Genomic DNA, 14525 nt, shown 5'->3' with positions numbered 1-14525 from the left:
GCCGACTGGTTGCGGCAGTTGCTCTGAAAGAGCAATGAGAGCCCACTCCATCGAACGAAAGAAGGCCGCCCCAACAATGGGGCGGCCTTTTGTTGTTGGATGAGATCAACTGCAAATATGAACTACCGGGAATTCGTATTCAGTGCTGTTTGCTATGGTGAGTCAGTTCGACGTAACTCGTTTCACGGATCGGATTTACTTGCTGTTTAGCAGGTTCTCGACACTATCGGCCCGTATAGCAACGCCAGCTGTGCCGGTTAGCTGCACCATGCTCTCATAGTAGTTTATCATCGCATCACAAAATTCTGGATCTTTCCAGTTATCGTGGAACAGTGTCTGCATCTGGTGCTCAGTACTTCCAGCCTCTCCCATTTCGTGTACCCAAAGTTCGATGTCTGCATGGGATACTGGCGGAGTGCTCATTCTGATCTCTTTGCCAGAGGTGCGGGCGTCCAAAAGCTGGGCGATCGACAATGCTGCGGACTCGTCTAACTCCTTGGATACTTCGTCAAGCTGGTCGTAGCTGAGGTGTCTTCCACCGTGGCGAGCTAAGACCCCGCAAGCGAGTGGGTCGTCGAATGCTTGAAGTAAAGCGATACGCGCGTTCAGAAACTCGATCCGTTGTGCGTCTGTTAATAGCGGAGCGTATTTTGCCATACTTAACCTGTAAGCGAGTACTTCTTCGTCCAGCCTATTTCGAACATCCTGCCCCGTTTGAAAGGTCGCCTCGTCGGCATAAAATCGGTTAATAACATCGGTCAAGTCTTGTGGCGCTTTTTGATCCACGACGCGCCAAAACGCGGCCAACTCACCATTGAGCATCACCCCCCGCATTTCTTCGGGGGTAATGCCCAGGCCGGGACTATCTTCAGAAACAGTTTTGCCCATCAACGAGTAAAGAAGACCTTCACCTTTGTAACCTTCGCGAAGAATCGCGAGGCCGGCTAGGACGGCGCAAATACCTGCCGCGCCAAAAATAACGTTTCGCAATAACACTAGTTGAGTTCTCAATTCCGCTTTTTTCTACTTAAAGTAGATTTGTTGAATGAAATGATTTCAAATGTCGATAGCTGCTTGTGTGAAGCCATCTTGAATGCGGTTGCGCTGTGACCTCGCCGATACAGCAACCATTTCCCCCTTGCCAAACCCCGCCAACCCCACTAATACGCGCGAGTTCTCAACAAGAACGTCAAGGCGGGGTGATTCCCGCCTTTTGGGTTCGATGAGGGTTGGCGATGCGCGTCTGTCCTCCTCTCAACCTCAACGCCTGATAAAAGGCTGTATCTATGCAAAGCCAAAATATCCGTATTCGGCTGAAGGCATTTGACTATCGCGTTCTGGATGCCAGCACGCAAGAGATCGTCAACACTGCCAAGCGGACCGGCGCGAACGTGCGCGGCCCTATCCCGCTGCCGAACAAGATTGAGAAGTTCACGGTTCTCCGTGGCCCTCACGTTGACAAGAAATCCCGCGACCAGTTCGAGATCCGCACCCACAAGCGTCTCTTGGACATCGTTGATCCGACCCCCCAGACCGTTGACGCGCTGATGAAGCTCGACCTCGCTGCTGGTGTGGACGTCGAGATCAAGCTGCAGTCGTAATCGGAGGGTATGAGAATGCGCTCTGGTATTATCGCAAAAAAAGTTGGCATGACCCGCCTGTTCATGGAAGACGGCAAGCAGATCCCTGTGACCGTTCTGCACCTGGACAACCTGCAGGTTGTTGCACAGCGCACCGCTGACAAAGACGGCTACACCGCCGTTCAGCTGGGTGCCGGTGCTGCCAAGGCAAAACGCACCTCGAAAGCCATGCGCGGTCACTATGCCGCTGCCAAGGTCGAGCCCAAGCGTAAGCTGGCCGAGTTCCGCGTCTCCGAAGATGGCCTGATTGATGTGGGCGCCGAGATTTCGGCGGAACACTTCCTGGAAGGTCAGAAAGTTGACGTTTCGGGTACCTCGATCGGTAAAGGCTTTGCCGGTGCGATGAAGCGTTGGAACTTTGGTGGTCTGCGCGCCTCGCACGGTGTTTCGATCAGCCACCGTTCGCACGGTTCGACCGGTCAGTGTCAGGACCCGGGCAAGGTGTTCAAAGGCAAGAAGATGGCCGGTCACATGGGTGCTGCCCGTGTTACCACCCAGAACCTGGAAGTTGTCAAAACCGACGCCGACCGGAACCTGGTCTTCATCAAAGGCGCCGTTCCCGGACCGAAGTCGGGCTGGGTCACCGTCAAGGACGCCGTCAAGAAGAAAGCACCGGAAGGCCTGCCTTTCCCGGCTGCTGTGAAATCGGCTGCAACCGAAGCACCTGCGGAAGAAGCGCCCGCGGAAGGTGGTGAAGCATGAAACTTGATGTAATCAAACTGGACGGCGGCAAAGCCGGCAACATCGAGCTGGATGCAGACCTGTTCGGCCTCGAGCCGCGCGCGGACATCCTGCACCGTGTGGTCCGTTGGCAGCGCAACAACGCGCAGGCCGGCACCCACAAGGTGAAGACTCGCTCGGAAACCAGCTACTCGACCAAAAAGATCTATCGCCAGAAGGGCACCGGTGGCGCACGCCATGGTGACCGTAACGCGCCGATCTTCCGTGGTGGTGGTATCTACAAAGGCCCCGTGGTTCGTTCGCATGGTCACGACCTGCCCAAGAAGTTCCGCAAGCTTGGCCTGCGCCACGCTCTGTCGGCAAAAGCCAAGGCAGGTGAACTGGTTGTGATCGAGAACGCCGAAGCCGAAGGCAAGACCGCTGCTCTGGCCAAACAGGTTGCAAACCTGGGCTGGAAACGCGCTCTGGTCATCGACGGCGCGACCGTGAACGAAGGGTTCCTGAAAGCGTCCAAGAACATCGAAGGTCTGGATATCCTGCCGTCGATGGGCGCAAACGTCTATGACATCCTCAAGCGTGACACCCTGGTGCTCACCAAAGCGGCTGTCGAAGCACTGGAGGCTCGTCTGAAATGAGCGCGAAGGCAGAACACTACGACGTGATCCGCAAGCCGGTCATCACCGAAAAGTCGACCATGGCGTCCGAAAACGGCGCGGTTGTCTTTGAAGTGGCGATCGACAGCAACAAGCCGCAGATCAAAGAGGCCGTTGAGGCGCTGTTTGGTGTGAAGGTCAAAGCGGTGAACACCACCGTGACCAAAGGCAAGGTCAAGCGGTTCCGCGGCCAGCTGGGCCGTCGGAAAGACGTCAAAAAAGCATATGTGACCCTGGAAGAGGGTAACACCATCGACGTGAGCACCGGTCTTTGATCCGACGCTTACTGCGACTATTCACGGCCCCGACGGTTCAACCCGCCGGGGCCGATTTCGTTTCGGACCCTGAAGCTGTGCGCACGCAGGTGCTGGAGCAGATGCGGGTGTTCAGCACTGAGCCCTATTTCCAGATCGCTGATGAACGGCTTGGGTTGTTATCGGTGTTCGATGACCTGAAATACGACCGGGCGGATGTGGACATGATCTCTCCGGCGATGCGTAAGCATGTGGTCGGCAAGCTTGGTCCGCTGGGGTTCCGCCAGATATCGGGAACGGTATTGGAGCACGCCGAGGCCGATATGCGCGTGCACATCCCCAAGTTCCACGCCCTCGGCGCGTCGCCCTTCGACATCGCGCGCTATACCGAGAAACGCCCGCAAGATTACTGCCTGCTGACGCCTACGCAGGTGGCCTGTTATTACGTGGATCACTATGAGTTGGACGATGCGGTGCAACGGATCGAGGCGTTGATTTGGAAACACCCGATCAACCTGCTCAAACTGGCGGATTATCTGGAAGGCAAACCCAAACACCGCGCCTTTCGTGAGGTGCTGGGGCATATCAAACTCAAGCAGCGGATCGCGGTGGAGGCCGAGCCGCTGTGCCGCAGGCGGTCCCTCGGATAAGAGCACAAGCCGCGCCAGTGACTGCCCGTGGGATGGCGCTGCGACGCCTGATCAGTGCTCTTTATGGTGCCAAATACATCCGAACTCATAGCGAGGCGCAAACGTCCCCAAAGCGCCAGCCCGCCGGGACGGGCAGTCGCTGGCGCGGCGGCCTTCGGCCTTGTCCCGCGCTTGGTCGAGACGCCAGAAAAGAAGATGTGGTGCTAGGAGAGGGGCATCCTAGCGATACGAGCCAAGATTACTCGAAGTTAGTTTATAGCGAGTTTGCTTCAGCTGGAATTTTCCATGCCCAACCGGGCTGCCAATTGGGTGGGTGGATCAAAGCGGCTAGATCACCTGTGTATCGCGCGGTCCAGTCGAAGCCTGCCTCTGCTTGGAGATGTACCTGGTGCCCACTGTCAAGAACAAGATGGCGCGATGAACTGCCCCCGATATCGAGATTAATGTCCAGCTGTTTCTGGACCAAGTCACGTAGGAACAATCGACCTTCAAATGGCAGGGAGCAGGACGCAGTCCGCAATAGGATGTTGTCAAATTCCCTAGCGAAATAACCTAAGTGCGTTTCTAGGCATTGTTTTCCGTCCAGCTCTCCCGAAAAATCTAAGACCCTGGTTTTGAGCTCAATTGTGTGTACGAATTTCGGGTGCCCTTTTATGCTCAAACCTCCCCAGTAGTAATTTTCACCGGGTTGCTTCAAACCTCCCAGCGGCTGACCCCATCGGGCGTCTCCTTGGTGGAAATAGAAACTGTACTTCTCGAAGTGCTCTCGCCGCTGAGGGTTCAAGATCTTTCTCGCTTCTTGAACTGACCAGCCGAGTTCTGGGGGAACATGAACTTCAGTTTCTTCGCGCCTTACCTGTTGCTCAAACGTCTCTAGAAATTTCTCGACATATTCCGGGTTTGAGTCGATGGAGCTTTCCACTTTTGAGTATGCGAACTCCCTAAAAGCAGGGACTTTGGTAATACTCCGGATCCTGCGTGCTACCTCCCTTGCCCTTTGATTTGATTTCTGGGCTGCAGCGAAAGATGCGATCTTCTTTAGCAATAGTTTAAGCTCTCGGTGATGAAACACAGCGATTAGATCATAGAATGATCAACTTACATCGAATAAGAGTAAAGTGCGTTTCCTACGATCACTAGCGCTAAATGATTATCTCTTTGATGCTTTGGGATTGAGAAGATGCGGGAGAAGGGAAAAGATAACTGCACCTATAGACACCCACCCCCAACCCTGTTACACGCTCCCAATCTTGCGGCCTCGGATTCGTTCCGGGGCCTCTGATATTTGTAACCGGGGACCTTCGGGGCCCTATACCCTTGGCACCTACGGGGGCCTATCACATAGCGGGGAAATCCCCTGCACTTGCTAAACGGAAGACAGAAAGCATGGCACTCAAGTCGTACAAGCCGACGACGCCGGGCCAGCGCGGGCTGGTGCTGATCGACCGTTCGGAGCTTTGGAAAGGACGTCCGGTCAAGTCTCTCACTGAGGGTTTGACCAAATCGGGCGGCCGGAACAACACCGGACGGATCACTTCACGCCGCCGCGGCGGTGGCGCAAAGCGTCTCTACCGGATCGTTGACTTCAAACGGAACAAATTTGATGTCGCGGCAACCGTCGAGCGGATCGAATATGACCCGAACCGGACCGCGTTCATCGCACTGGTAAAATACGCAGACGGCGAGCAGGCATATATCCTGGCTCCGCAGCGTCTGGCTGTTGGTGACAAAGTCGTGGCATCCGCCAAGGCTGACATCAAGCCGGGCAACGCAATGCCGTTCTCGGGTATGCCCATCGGTACCATCGTCCACAACATCGAGATGAAACCTGGCAAAGGCGGTCAGATCGCACGTGCGGCCGGTACTTACGCGCAATTCGTTGGTCGCGATGGCGGCTATGCTCAGATCCGTCTGAGCTCGGGCGAGCTGCGCATGGTCCGTCAGGAATGCATGGCCACCGTCGGTGCCGTGTCCAACCCCGACAACTCGAACCAGAACCTCGGTAAAGCCGGTCGTATGCGCCACAAGGGCGTTCGTCCGTCGGTTCGTGGTGTTGCAATGAACCCGATCGATCACCCGCACGGTGGTGGTGAAGGTCGTACCTCGGGTGGCCGTACGCCGGTTACACCGTGGGGTAAGGACACCAAGGGTAAGCGTACCCGCAACAAGAACAAAGCGTCCCAGAAGCTGATCATCCGCTCGCGGCACGCCAAGAAGAAGGGACGTTAATCCATGTCTCGCTCTGTTTGGAAGGGTCCTTTCGTCGATGCTTACGTGCTGAAAAAAGCCGAAGCAGCGCGCGAGTCGGGCCGCAACGAAGTCATCAAAATCTGGTCGCGTCGTTCCACCATTCTGCCCCAGTTCGTGGGTCTGACCTTTGGTGTGTACAACGGCCAGAAGCATATCCCCGTCAACGTCTCGGAAGACATGATCGGTCAGAAGTTCGGTGAATACTCGCCGACCCGTACCTATTATGGCCACGCCGCAGACAAAAAAGCGAAGCGGAAGTAAGTCATGGGCAAGGAAAAGAACCCCCGCCGCGTGGCTGAAAACGAAGCAATGGCGAAAACCCGCATGCTTCGCACCAGCCCGCAGAAACTGAACCTGGTTGCGCAAATGATCCGCGGCAAGAAAGTCGAGAAGGCCCTGACCGACCTGACTTTCTCGAACAAGCGTGTCGCGCAGGACGTCAAAAAGTGCCTGCAGTCCGCAATCGCCAACGCCGAGAACAACCACAACCTGGACGTTGACGAGCTGATCGTCGCCGAAGCCTGGGTTGGCAAGAACCTGGTCATGAAGCGCGGCCGTCCGCGGGCCCGTGGCCGTTTCGGGAAAATCCTGAAGCCGTTCTCGGAGATCACCATCAAGGTGCGTCAAGTTGAGGAGCAAGCCTAATGGGTCATAAAGTCAATCCGATCGGTATGCGCCTGCAGGTCAACCGCACCTGGGACAGCCGCTGGTACGCCGACACCAAGGACTACGGTGATCTTCTGCTGGAAGACCTCAAGATCCGGGAGTTCATCAACAAAGAGTGCAAGCAGGCCGGTGTTGCCCGTGTGATCATCGAACGTCCGCACAAGAAGTGCCGCGTTACGATCCACACGGCTCGTCCCGGTGTCATCATCGGCAAGAAAGGTGCAGACATCGAAGTTCTGCGCAAAAAGCTTGCGCGTATGACCGACAGCGAACTGCACCTGAACATCGTCGAAGTGCGCAAGCCCGAGCTTGACGCGCAGCTAGTTGCCGAGTCCATCGCTCAGCAGCTGGAACGTCGTGTTTCGTTCCGTCGCGCAATGAAGCGCTCGGTTCAGAACGCCATGCGCATGGGCGCCCTGGGCATCCGGGTGAACGTCGCTGGTCGTCTGGGCGGCGCCGAAATCGCACGGACCGAGTGGTACCGCGAAGGCCGCGTGCCTCTGCACACTCTGCGTGCCGACATCGATTACGCACATGCCGAAGCGATGACTCCTTATGGGATCATCGGGATCAAGGTCTGGATCTTCAAAGGTGAGATCATGGAGCACGATCCGCAGGCACGTGACCGTAAAGCACAGGAACTCCAGGACGGCCCTGCACCTCGTGGTGCTGGTGGCGGTCGTCGCTAAGGAGGGAAAGATATGCTTCAACCAAAGCGTACTAAATTCCGCAAGATGCACAAAGGCCGGATCAAGGGTCTCGCCAAGGGCGGCTCTGATCTGAACTTTGGCACCTACGGCCTGAAAGCTCTTGAGCCTGAGCGTGTAACCGCACGCCAGATCGAAGCTGCACGTCGTGCCATGACGCGTCACATGAAGCGTCAGGGTCGCGTCTGGATCCGCATCTTCCCCGACACTCCGGTCACGGCCAAGCCGATCGAAGTTCGTATGGGTAAAGGTAAAGGTTCGGTCGACCGCTGGGCCTGCAAAGTCAAGCCTGGCCGCGTGATGTTCGAGATCGACGGCGTCAATGACGACATCGCCCGCGAGGCCCTGCGCCTGGCCGCGATGAAGCTGCCGATCAAGACCCGCGTTGTGATCCGCGAAGACTGGTAAGCCGGTCGACTAAACAAAAAGTAAGACCCTCGCCGAATGATCGGCGGGGGTTTTTCATTGCGCTAAAGGTGCTCGGTTAGGTTTCCAACACCCCACAAATCATTTGTCTTTGGATCAGCGAAAAAACCTTCGAAATAGTTGTCAGGCTGTGCCATCTGTAGGCTCTTCTGAGTTTGGCAAATTAGGAAATGGTGGTAGTCGGTGTAAATCGTGCAATAGAGCGAGCGATCCAGAGTCCAAAGCTCTGCCCATTCACATTCTTTTTCGTTGTTGATTAAGTCGTTTGCACTCAGCGTTGATTGCGGAGAGCCGAAAAGCCCAGCACTGACGAGTGTTTCATGTCCCAGATCTTGGACAAAGGAACCCATCGAAAGCTCCAAAAGAGGAGAAGGGCAGCCTTCATCGGGTGGGTAGATGCTGTGGGACGAACAAACACGCAATAACGTTTTTGTGTCCTCAGGGCAGGAGAATTTCTCAGCAAGGCGCTTCGACCCAGTTAGCCCGAGCGCCCGATTCACGTGCCGCACCGAAGGCAAATTGCAAAGCCTGGCAATTTCCATCCAGGAAACACCGCAAGTCGAGCCATGCAGCTTTGCCGCCTTTACAACACTATCTGGAAGCCAATCGCCGTTTCTATAAGGTGGGTGACCGGAAAGTTTCACGAACGGATTCAGTGCAACAAAAACGGATTCAAAGCTATCACGAAACCATTGCTTATATGGAACTTCGTCCTCGTCCGGATACTGAAAAGGTGGGCTTTCCATAGACATAAACCTCAAATCAATTGGCGGAATGTAGGAAGCAAGTTTACCTACTGCAAGCTGACTAGATTTTGTTGCATTGGTTCCCAGCTCGGACTGGGATAACAAGCTTCTTATGCCAAAGATTGAATCACTCTTCGTTACCCGTCTCTATCGCGCTGCTTTGTCCGAGTTCGATCCAAAGATCGATGCGGAAGAACTGGAAAGCTCGTGCCTTGTCATCGCCGAAGATGACGAGGCCGGGCAGGAATGGTGCGAGGAAAACGGCTATCCCGGCTATACCAGCTATGCCTCGCTGACCGATCTGCCCTGGCGGTTCCCGATCTTTGCCGATTTGGTCGCTGCGCTGGACCAGCACGTCGCGGCATTCGCCAAGGATCTGGAGTTTGATCTGGGTGAGGGCGAACTGAAGCTGGAAGACCTGTGGATCAACATCCTGCCCGAAGGCGGAATGCACTCCAGCCACCTGCACCCCCACAGCGTCATTTCGGGCACGACCTATGTGGCAATGCCCGAAGGCGCGAGCGCGCTGAAACTTGAAGACCCACGCTCGGGCCGCATGATGGCCGCGCCGACTCGATTGAAAGGTGGGCGGCGGGACTTGCAGCCGTTCATCTATATGAAGCCGCAGGTGGGCGACGTCCTGCTGTGGGAAAGCTGGCTACGCCACGAGGTGCCGATGAACATGGCCGAGGACGAGCGGATTTCGGTGAGCTTCAACTATAAGTGGGAGTGAGGGCGAACTGTCCCCATTTGGCCCTCAAGCCGCTCTCAGAACTTAGGTCTATTGTGTCTGAGCATCGTTCTGCTGAGCCGCTGAATTTCGGCGTTGATCGTCTTGCCAGTCCTCGTAGAGATCAGCCCCGGCGCCCATCAGATCGAAGAATGCCATCACGGCGAGCGTGAGCCCCAATGCGCCAGGATCACCTTTGTTCGCAATGAACAGATACCACGCGTACCAAAGCAGATAGACGACGCTGAGAATGTTGATGGCGACCAGAATTTCGAGTGTTGATGGTAAACCAAGAAGCTCGAGAACCGTTGAAGTACCCATAGTCAGATATTCCTAAAATTTATGCACGGATTATCCGTTTAAGCTTAATTGAGTCGGGTCGCCAGAGTTCAACTCAAGGTCGGGGATACTTGGGTTTTGATCTGTGCGTCAGGTCACGGTCGCGCATCCGAATTTGTAGCTATAAACTTCCTCTTGCCACCCACCCCCCAAACCCTTATACGGCGGCATCTTGCGGTCTCCCGGCGTTGTCGGGCGATTCGTATGTCTATCATTCATCCACCAGGTCCAAGGTGACCCTGTAAGGGGGCCTTCTGGTGTTTTGAGCAAAGGAAAAAGGCGATGAACGCCCAAGAACTGCGTGACAAGACCCCGGACCAGCTCCGCGAGGAACTGGCCAACCTGAAGAAAGAAAGCTTTAACCTGCGCTTTCAACAGGCCACCGGTCAGCTGGAAAACACTGCTGGCATCAAAGCGGCTCGCCGCAACGCTGCCCGCGTCAAAACCATTCTGAACGAAAAGGCCGCTGCCGCGGCATCCGAGGAGTAATCAGATGCCCAAGCGTATCCTGCAAGGCACCGTGACCAGCGACGCCAACGAACAGACCGTAACCGTATCCGTCGAGCGCCGCTTTACGCATCCGGTTCTGAAGAAAACCATCCGTAAGTCCAAGAAATACCGGGCTCACGATGAAAAGAACGCCTTCAAGGTCGGCGACACAGTCCGCATCATCGAATGCGCGCCGAAATCGAAGACGAAACGTTGGGAGGTTCTGGAGGCGTAAGCCCCCGGGACTTTTCATTTGTCGAAACCCTGGGGGAATTAACGAGACCAGCCCCCACAGGTCGGGAGAAACCACATGATCCAGATGCAGACCAATCTGGATGTCGCTGACAACTCCGGCGCACGCCGAGTTCAGTGCATCAAGGTCCTGGGTGGTTCCAAGCGTAAATACGCCTCCGTCGGCGACATCATTGTCGTCTCGGTGAAGGAAGCCATCCCGCGCGGCCGCGTAAAGAAAGGTGACGTCCGCAAGGCCGTCGTCGTACGCACCGCCAAGGAAGTCCGTCGCGAAGACGGCACCGCGATCCGTTTCGATCGCAACGCCGCCGTCATCCTGAACAACAACAACGAGCCCGTCGGTACCCGTATCTTTGGCCCCGTTGTTCGCGAACTGCGCGGCAAGAACTTCATGAAAATCATCTCGCTGGCTCCGGAGGTGCTGTAATCATGGCTGCTAAACTCCGCAAAGGCGACAAGGTCGTCGTGCTGGCCGGCAAGGACAAGGGCAAAGAGGGAACCATTTCCTCGGTTGATCCCAAAGCCGGTAAAGCTGTTGTCGACGGCATCAACATCGCCATCCGCCACACCCGTCAGTCGCAGACCTCGCAAGGTGGTCGCCTGCCTCAGGCAAACCCGATCGAGCTGTCGAACCTGGCACTGCTGGACAAGAACGGCAAAGCAACCCGCGTCGGCTTCCGCATGGAAGGTGACAAAAAGGTCCGCTTCGCCAAGACCACGGGGGACGTGATCGATGCTTGATACTGCAACCTACACCCCGCGTCTGAAAGCTCAGTACGCTGAAACCATCCGGGCCGCTCTGAAAGAAGAGTTCGGCTACAAGAACGACATGCAGCTGCCCAAGCTGGAAAAAATCGTTCTGAACATCGGGTGCGGTGCTGAGGCTGTCAAAGACTCGAAGAAAGCGAAAGCCGCTGTCGAGGATCTGACTGCGATTGCCGGCCAGCAGGCCGTTGCAACCAAGGCGAAGAAGTCGATCGCGGGTTTCCGCGTCCGTGAAGACATGCCGCTGGGTGCAAAGGTAACCCTGCGCGGTGACCGGATGTACGAATTCCTGGATCGTCTGATCACCATCGCGATGCCGCGTATTCGTGACTTCCGCGGTGTGAAGCCGTCTTTCGATGGTCGTGGCAACTTTGCCATGGGCATGAAAGAGCACATCGTGTTCCCGGAAATCGATTTCGACAAAGTCGACGAGGTCTGGGGTCTGGATATCGTAATCACCACCACAGCGAAAACCGACGCTGAAGGCAAGGCACTGTTGAAAGCGTTCAACATGCCCTTCAACGCCTAAGCGCCGGGAGGATTGAGACATGGCTAAAAAAGCAATGATCGAACGCGAGAAGAAGCGCGAACGCCTGGTGGCCAAATATGCCGCAAAGCGTGCCGAGCTGAAAGAAATCGCAAATGACGAGAGCCGCCCGATGGAAGAGCGCTTCAAAGCGCGTCTGAAACTGGCGAAACTGCCGCGCAACAGCTCGGCTACCCGTCTGCACAACCGTTGTCAGCTGACCGGTCGTCCCCACGCTTACTACCGTAAGCTGAAGGTCAGCCGTATCGCGCTGCGCGAGCTGGGTTCTGCTGGTCAGATCCCCGGCATGGTGAAATCGAGCTGGTAAGGGAGACATAGATATGAATGATCCTATCGGCGATATGCTCACCCGTATCCGCAACGCGCAAATGCGCGGCAAGTCCACCGTTTCCACCCCCGCATCCAAATTGCGCGGTTGGGTTCTGGACGTGCTGGCGGACGAAGGTTACATCCGTGGCTATGAGGCGACGACCGGTGAAAACGGTCATCCGGCCATCGAAATCAGCCTGAAATACTACGAAGGCACCCCTGTCATTCGCGAACTGAAGCGGGTTTCGAAACCCGGTCGTCGCGTCTACATGGGCGTCAATGACATCCCGCAGGTCCGTCAGGGTCTGGGCGTGTCGATTGTCAGCACTCCGAAAGGTGTGATGTCGGACGCAAACGCTCGCTCCAACAATGTTGGCGGCGAAGTGCTCTGCACCGTCTTCTAAGGAGGGTCTGCAATGTCTCGTATTGGTAAAAAACCGGTCGAGCTGCCCAGCGGCGTTACCGCCTCTGTGTCGGGTCAGACCATCGAAGTGAAAGGTCCGAAAGGCACCCGCAGCTTCACCGCCACCGACGACGTGACGCTGTCGGTTGAAGACAACGTGGTCAAGATCGACCCGCGTGGCATGTCCAAGCGTGCCCGCCAGCAGTGGGGCATGAGCCGCACCATGGTTGCCAACCTGGTAACCGGTGTGACCGAAGGCTTCAAAAAAGAGCTGGAGATCCAGGGTGTTGGTTACCGGGCTCAGATGCAGGGCAACACCCTGAAGCTGAACCTGGGCTACAGCCACGATGTTGATTTCACTGCTCCGGAAGGTGTCACCATCACCGCGCCGAAGCAGACCGAGATCGTTGTGGAAGGTATCGACCAGCAGCAGGTGGGCGAAGTCGCGGCCAAAATCCGCGAATGGCGCCGTCCCGAGCCGTACAAAGGCAAGGGCATCCGCTATAAGGGCGAGTTCATCTTCCGCAAGGAAGGCAAGAAGAAGTAAGGACGCAAACAATGGCAAACAGCAAAAGAACCCTGTTTCTGAAGCGCCGCCTGCGCGTTCGGAACAAACTTCGCAAGGTCAACGCGGGTCGTCCGCGTCTGTCCGTACACCGTTCGAACAAGAACATCTCTGTTCAGCTGATCGACGACGTGCGTGGCGTGACCCTGGCCTCGGCCTCGACCCTGGAAAAGGATCTGGGTGTTGTTGGCAAGAACAACGTCGAAGCGGCCACCAAAGTGGGCGCGGCCATCGCCGAGCGTGCCAAGAAGGCAGGCGTCGAAGAGGCCTATTTCGATCGTGGCGGCTTCCTGTTCCACGGCAAGGTGAAGGCAGTCGCCGACGCCGCGCGTGAAGGTGGTCTGAAGATCTGATGGTGTGCCGGGCTGAAGCCCGGCCTACCAAAGACGACGCCGTAGGCCGGGCTTCAGCCCGGCACCGGCACTTGAAGGCAAGGTCACTTGCCTCGATGATCGGGGGGCTTTCCGGCCCACTTCGATTGAGAAAACGGCGTCACAAGCGCCACATGAGAAAAGGGATGCCAAATGGCAGAACGTGAAAACCGTCGGGGCCGTGGCCGCGACCGTGAGGAAGCACCGGAATTTGCAGATCGTCTGGTCGCAATCAACCGCGTGTCGAAAACCGTAAAGGGTGGTAAGCGCTTTGGCTTCGCCGCTCTGGTGGTTGTCGGCGATCAGAAAGGCCGCGTCGGCTTTGGCAAGGGTAAAGCGAAAGAAGTACCCGAGGCCATCCGTAAGGCAACCGAACAAGCCAAACGTCAGATGATCCGCGTGCAGCTGCGCGAAGGTCGGACCCTGCACCATGACATCGAAGGCCGTCACGGCGCCGGTAAAGTCGTTATGCGCACCGCGCCTGAAGGTACCGGTATCATCGCCGGTGGTCCGATGCGTGCCGTGTTCGAGATGCTGGGCGTCAAGGACGTTGTGTCCAAGTCGCTGGGCTCGCAGAACCCGTACAACATGATCCGCGCCACCATCAACGGCCTGCAGAAAGAGCAGAGCCCGCGTTCGGTTGCACAGCGTCGTGGCAAGAAGGTTGCCGACATCCTGCCCAAGCGGGACGAAGCACCCGCTGCTGCTGAAGCAGAAGCATAAGGAGAGCGACCCATGGCAAAAACCATCGTCGTCAAGCAGATCGGTTCTCCGATCCGCCGCCCCGCCGAACAGCGCGCAACCCTGATCGGCCTGGGCCTGAACAAGATGCACAAGACCCGCGAACTGGAAGACACCCCTTCGGTCCGCGGCATGGTCAACAAGATCCCGCATCTGGTTGAGATCATCGAAGAACGCGGCTAAGCGCGTTCTTTGACGGAATGAAAAACGCCCTCGACTTCGTCGGGGGCGTTTGCATTTGTATTTGTCTGCTTTGAGCCCAAAGTTACCAATCAGAAATCACTCTGAAAGTCCGTTTGCCTTGCCGAAATCAACGTAACAATCGTCGCTGCGAAGCTTGT

Annotated in this window: 26 protein-coding genes; 22 read left to right on the top strand and 4 right to left on the bottom strand. The window is 56.3% G+C overall.

Annotated elements, in window-relative coordinates; all coding sequences use genetic code 11:
- Positions 1–195 precede the first annotated feature (195 nt).
- Positions 196–990: a hypothetical protein gene (locus ACR0AG_RS22240; RefSeq protein ID WP_480842841.1), complete on the bottom strand. Its 795-nt coding sequence runs from the start codon at positions 988–990 to the stop codon at positions 196–198.
- 296 nt (positions 991–1286) lie between these two features.
- Here ACR0AG_RS22240 and rpsJ point away from each other — a divergent pair, with 296 nt between their 5' ends.
- Genes rpsJ through ACR0AG_RS22215 form a run of 5 tightly spaced genes read left to right on the top strand, consistent with a single transcriptional unit; the run spans position 1287 to position 3878 of the window.
- Positions 1287–1601, top strand: a complete 315-nt coding sequence (gene rpsJ / locus ACR0AG_RS22235) for a 30S ribosomal protein S10 (RefSeq protein WP_008756422.1) — start codon at positions 1287–1289, stop codon at positions 1599–1601.
- A gap of 15 nt (positions 1602–1616) precedes the next feature.
- Positions 1617–2342: a 50S ribosomal protein L3 gene (gene rplC, locus ACR0AG_RS22230; protein WP_008758167.1), complete on the top strand. Its 726-nt coding sequence runs from the start codon at positions 1617–1619 to the stop codon at positions 2340–2342.
- Positions 2339–2956, top strand: coding sequence for a 50S ribosomal protein L4 (rplD, locus tag ACR0AG_RS22225; protein ID WP_010437039.1), 618 nt, complete (start codon positions 2339–2341; stop codon positions 2954–2956). Before rplC ends, rplD begins: the two co-directional genes overlap by 4 nt.
- Entirely contained in the window at positions 2953–3249 is a 297-nt protein-coding gene (locus ACR0AG_RS22220; protein ID WP_010437040.1) for a 50S ribosomal protein L23, read from the top strand. Before rplD ends, ACR0AG_RS22220 begins: the two co-directional genes overlap by 4 nt.
- Entirely contained in the window at positions 3246–3878 is a 633-nt protein-coding gene (locus ACR0AG_RS22215; RefSeq protein ID WP_480842839.1) for a hypothetical protein, read from the top strand. The genes ACR0AG_RS22220 and ACR0AG_RS22215 overlap by 4 nt, the downstream gene beginning before the upstream one ends.
- Positions 3879–4131: 253 nt before the next feature.
- Here ACR0AG_RS22215 and ACR0AG_RS22210 read toward each other — a convergent pair whose 3' ends face one another.
- The gene (locus tag ACR0AG_RS22210; RefSeq protein ID WP_480842837.1) at positions 4132–4800 is read right to left on the bottom strand and encodes a hypothetical protein; all 669 of its coding nucleotides are present in this window, start codon (positions 4798–4800) and stop codon (positions 4132–4134) included.
- Between the two features lie 464 nt (positions 4801–5264).
- On the opposite strand from ACR0AG_RS22210, the gene rplB reads away from it, so the two are divergent.
- Genes rplB through rplP form a run of 5 tightly spaced genes read left to right on the top strand, consistent with a single transcriptional unit; the run spans position 5265 to position 7909 of the window.
- The gene (rplB, locus tag ACR0AG_RS22205) at positions 5265–6107 is read left to right on the top strand and encodes a 50S ribosomal protein L2 (RefSeq protein ID WP_480842835.1); all 843 of its coding nucleotides are present in this window, start codon (positions 5265–5267) and stop codon (positions 6105–6107) included.
- 3 nt (positions 6108–6110) lie between these two features.
- Positions 6111–6389: a 30S ribosomal protein S19 gene (rpsS, locus tag ACR0AG_RS22200; protein WP_005980699.1), complete on the top strand. Its 279-nt coding sequence runs from the start codon at positions 6111–6113 to the stop codon at positions 6387–6389.
- Between the two features lie 3 nt (positions 6390–6392).
- The gene (gene rplV / locus ACR0AG_RS22195) at positions 6393–6773 is read left to right on the top strand and encodes a 50S ribosomal protein L22 (RefSeq protein ID WP_008756532.1); all 381 of its coding nucleotides are present in this window, start codon (positions 6393–6395) and stop codon (positions 6771–6773) included.
- Positions 6773–7483, top strand: a complete 711-nt coding sequence (rpsC, locus tag ACR0AG_RS22190) for a 30S ribosomal protein S3 (RefSeq protein WP_008758042.1) — start codon at positions 6773–6775, stop codon at positions 7481–7483. The genes rplV and rpsC overlap by 1 nt, the downstream gene beginning before the upstream one ends.
- Before the next feature lie 12 nt (positions 7484–7495).
- The gene (rplP, locus tag ACR0AG_RS22185; protein WP_010437070.1) at positions 7496–7909 is read left to right on the top strand and encodes a 50S ribosomal protein L16; all 414 of its coding nucleotides are present in this window, start codon (positions 7496–7498) and stop codon (positions 7907–7909) included.
- A gap of 62 nt (positions 7910–7971) precedes the next feature.
- Here rplP and ACR0AG_RS22180 read toward each other — a convergent pair whose 3' ends face one another.
- Complete coding sequence (locus ACR0AG_RS22180) at positions 7972–8778, bottom strand: hypothetical protein (protein ID WP_480842833.1); 807 nt, start codon at positions 8776–8778, stop codon at positions 7972–7974.
- Positions 8779–8785: 7 nt separating this feature from the next.
- Here ACR0AG_RS22180 and ACR0AG_RS22175 point away from each other — a divergent pair, with 7 nt between their 5' ends.
- A complete protein-coding gene (locus ACR0AG_RS22175; protein WP_480842831.1) occupies positions 8786–9406 on the top strand; it encodes a 2OG-Fe(II) oxygenase family protein in 621 nt (206 codons plus the stop codon).
- Between the two features lie 48 nt (positions 9407–9454).
- Here the strand turns inward: ACR0AG_RS22175 and ACR0AG_RS22170 are convergent, their stop codons facing one another.
- Positions 9455–9724, bottom strand: coding sequence for a hypothetical protein (locus tag ACR0AG_RS22170; RefSeq protein ID WP_480842829.1), 270 nt, complete (start codon positions 9722–9724; stop codon positions 9455–9457).
- A 300-nt stretch (positions 9725–10024) separates the two neighbouring features.
- Here ACR0AG_RS22170 and rpmC point away from each other — a divergent pair, with 300 nt between their 5' ends.
- From rpmC to rpmD, 11 genes are all read left to right on the top strand, one after another.
- On the top strand, positions 10025–10231 hold the full coding sequence (gene rpmC, locus ACR0AG_RS22165) for a 50S ribosomal protein L29 (RefSeq protein ID WP_010437082.1): 207 nt from the start codon (positions 10025–10027) through the stop codon (positions 10229–10231).
- Between the two features lie 4 nt (positions 10232–10235).
- On the top strand, positions 10236–10466 hold the full coding sequence (gene rpsQ / locus ACR0AG_RS22160; protein ID WP_068340771.1) for a 30S ribosomal protein S17: 231 nt from the start codon (positions 10236–10238) through the stop codon (positions 10464–10466).
- Between the two features lie 75 nt (positions 10467–10541).
- Positions 10542–10910 (top strand): 50S ribosomal protein L14, encoded by a 369-nt coding sequence (gene rplN / locus ACR0AG_RS22155; RefSeq protein ID WP_008757934.1) that lies wholly within the window; start codon positions 10542–10544, stop codon positions 10908–10910.
- A gap of 2 nt (positions 10911–10912) precedes the next feature.
- On the top strand, positions 10913–11224 hold the full coding sequence (rplX, locus tag ACR0AG_RS22150) for a 50S ribosomal protein L24 (RefSeq protein ID WP_171092002.1): 312 nt from the start codon (positions 10913–10915) through the stop codon (positions 11222–11224).
- Positions 11217–11777 (top strand): 50S ribosomal protein L5, encoded by a 561-nt coding sequence (gene rplE / locus ACR0AG_RS22145; RefSeq protein WP_480512877.1) that lies wholly within the window; start codon positions 11217–11219, stop codon positions 11775–11777. Before rplX ends, rplE begins: the two co-directional genes overlap by 8 nt.
- 19 nt (positions 11778–11796) lie before the next feature.
- On the top strand, positions 11797–12102 hold the full coding sequence (rpsN, locus tag ACR0AG_RS22140) for a 30S ribosomal protein S14 (protein WP_068340744.1): 306 nt from the start codon (positions 11797–11799) through the stop codon (positions 12100–12102).
- 13 nt (positions 12103–12115) lie between these two features.
- Positions 12116–12508: a 30S ribosomal protein S8 gene (rpsH, locus tag ACR0AG_RS22135; RefSeq protein ID WP_010437099.1), complete on the top strand. Its 393-nt coding sequence runs from the start codon at positions 12116–12118 to the stop codon at positions 12506–12508.
- Positions 12509–12520: 12 nt separating this feature from the next.
- Positions 12521–13054, top strand: coding sequence for a 50S ribosomal protein L6 (rplF, locus tag ACR0AG_RS22130; RefSeq protein ID WP_170373361.1), 534 nt, complete (start codon positions 12521–12523; stop codon positions 13052–13054).
- An 11-nt stretch (positions 13055–13065) separates the two neighbouring features.
- Positions 13066–13425 (top strand): 50S ribosomal protein L18, encoded by a 360-nt coding sequence (gene rplR / locus ACR0AG_RS22125; protein WP_010437103.1) that lies wholly within the window; start codon positions 13066–13068, stop codon positions 13423–13425.
- Positions 13426–13596: 171 nt separating this feature from the next.
- Complete coding sequence (gene rpsE, locus ACR0AG_RS22120) at positions 13597–14166, top strand: 30S ribosomal protein S5 (protein WP_170419378.1); 570 nt, start codon at positions 13597–13599, stop codon at positions 14164–14166.
- A gap of 12 nt (positions 14167–14178) precedes the next feature.
- Positions 14179–14367: a 50S ribosomal protein L30 gene (rpmD, locus tag ACR0AG_RS22115; RefSeq protein ID WP_008757946.1), complete on the top strand. Its 189-nt coding sequence runs from the start codon at positions 14179–14181 to the stop codon at positions 14365–14367.
- The last annotated feature ends 158 nt before the right edge of the window (positions 14368–14525 follow it).

Source organism: Ruegeria sp. H6 (assembly GCF_056532975.1).
This window is presented reverse-complemented; position numbering and strand designations above follow the sequence as displayed.

Bases quoted from the DNA above. Each gene is read 5' to 3' on its own strand.
- rplV (WP_008756532.1), top strand. From the start codon at position 6,393: ATGGGCAAGGAAAAGAACCCCCGCCGCGTGGCTGAAAACGAAGCAATG.
- rpsJ (WP_008756422.1), top strand. From the start codon at position 1,287: ATGCAAAGCCAAAATATCCGTATTCGGCTGAAGGCATTTGACTATCGC.
- rpsE (WP_170419378.1), top strand. From the start codon at position 13,597: ATGGCAGAACGTGAAAACCGTCGGGGCCGTGGCCGCGACCGTGAGGAA.
- rplB (WP_480842835.1), top strand. From the start codon at position 5,265: ATGGCACTCAAGTCGTACAAGCCGACGACGCCGGGCCAGCGCGGGCTG.
- rplF (WP_170373361.1), top strand. From the start codon at position 12,521: ATGTCTCGTATTGGTAAAAAACCGGTCGAGCTGCCCAGCGGCGTTACC.
- rpsH (WP_010437099.1), top strand. From the start codon at position 12,116: ATGAATGATCCTATCGGCGATATGCTCACCCGTATCCGCAACGCGCAA.
- rplD (WP_010437039.1), top strand. From the start codon at position 2,339: ATGAAACTTGATGTAATCAAACTGGACGGCGGCAAAGCCGGCAACATC.
- rplC (WP_008758167.1), top strand. From the start codon at position 1,617: ATGCGCTCTGGTATTATCGCAAAAAAAGTTGGCATGACCCGCCTGTTC.
- rplP (WP_010437070.1), top strand. From the start codon at position 7,496: ATGCTTCAACCAAAGCGTACTAAATTCCGCAAGATGCACAAAGGCCGG.
- rpmC (WP_010437082.1), top strand. From the start codon at position 10,025: ATGAACGCCCAAGAACTGCGTGACAAGACCCCGGACCAGCTCCGCGAG.
- rpmD (WP_008757946.1), top strand. From the start codon at position 14,179: ATGGCAAAAACCATCGTCGTCAAGCAGATCGGTTCTCCGATCCGCCGC.
- rpsC (WP_008758042.1), top strand. From the start codon at position 6,773: ATGGGTCATAAAGTCAATCCGATCGGTATGCGCCTGCAGGTCAACCGC.
- rpsS (WP_005980699.1), top strand. From the start codon at position 6,111: ATGTCTCGCTCTGTTTGGAAGGGTCCTTTCGTCGATGCTTACGTGCTG.
- ACR0AG_RS22170 (WP_480842829.1), bottom strand. From the start codon at position 9,724: ATGGGTACTTCAACGGTTCTCGAGCTTCTTGGTTTACCATCAACACTC.
- rpsN (WP_068340744.1), top strand. From the start codon at position 11,797: ATGGCTAAAAAAGCAATGATCGAACGCGAGAAGAAGCGCGAACGCCTG.
- rplR (WP_010437103.1), top strand. From the start codon at position 13,066: ATGGCAAACAGCAAAAGAACCCTGTTTCTGAAGCGCCGCCTGCGCGTT.
- ACR0AG_RS22175 (WP_480842831.1), top strand. From the start codon at position 8,786: ATGCCAAAGATTGAATCACTCTTCGTTACCCGTCTCTATCGCGCTGCT.
- rplE (WP_480512877.1), top strand. From the start codon at position 11,217: ATGCTTGATACTGCAACCTACACCCCGCGTCTGAAAGCTCAGTACGCT.
- ACR0AG_RS22220 (WP_010437040.1), top strand. From the start codon at position 2,953: ATGAGCGCGAAGGCAGAACACTACGACGTGATCCGCAAGCCGGTCATC.
- rplN (WP_008757934.1), top strand. From the start codon at position 10,542: ATGATCCAGATGCAGACCAATCTGGATGTCGCTGACAACTCCGGCGCA.
- rpsQ (WP_068340771.1), top strand. From the start codon at position 10,236: ATGCCCAAGCGTATCCTGCAAGGCACCGTGACCAGCGACGCCAACGAA.
- rplX (WP_171092002.1), top strand. From the start codon at position 10,913: ATGGCTGCTAAACTCCGCAAAGGCGACAAGGTCGTCGTGCTGGCCGGC.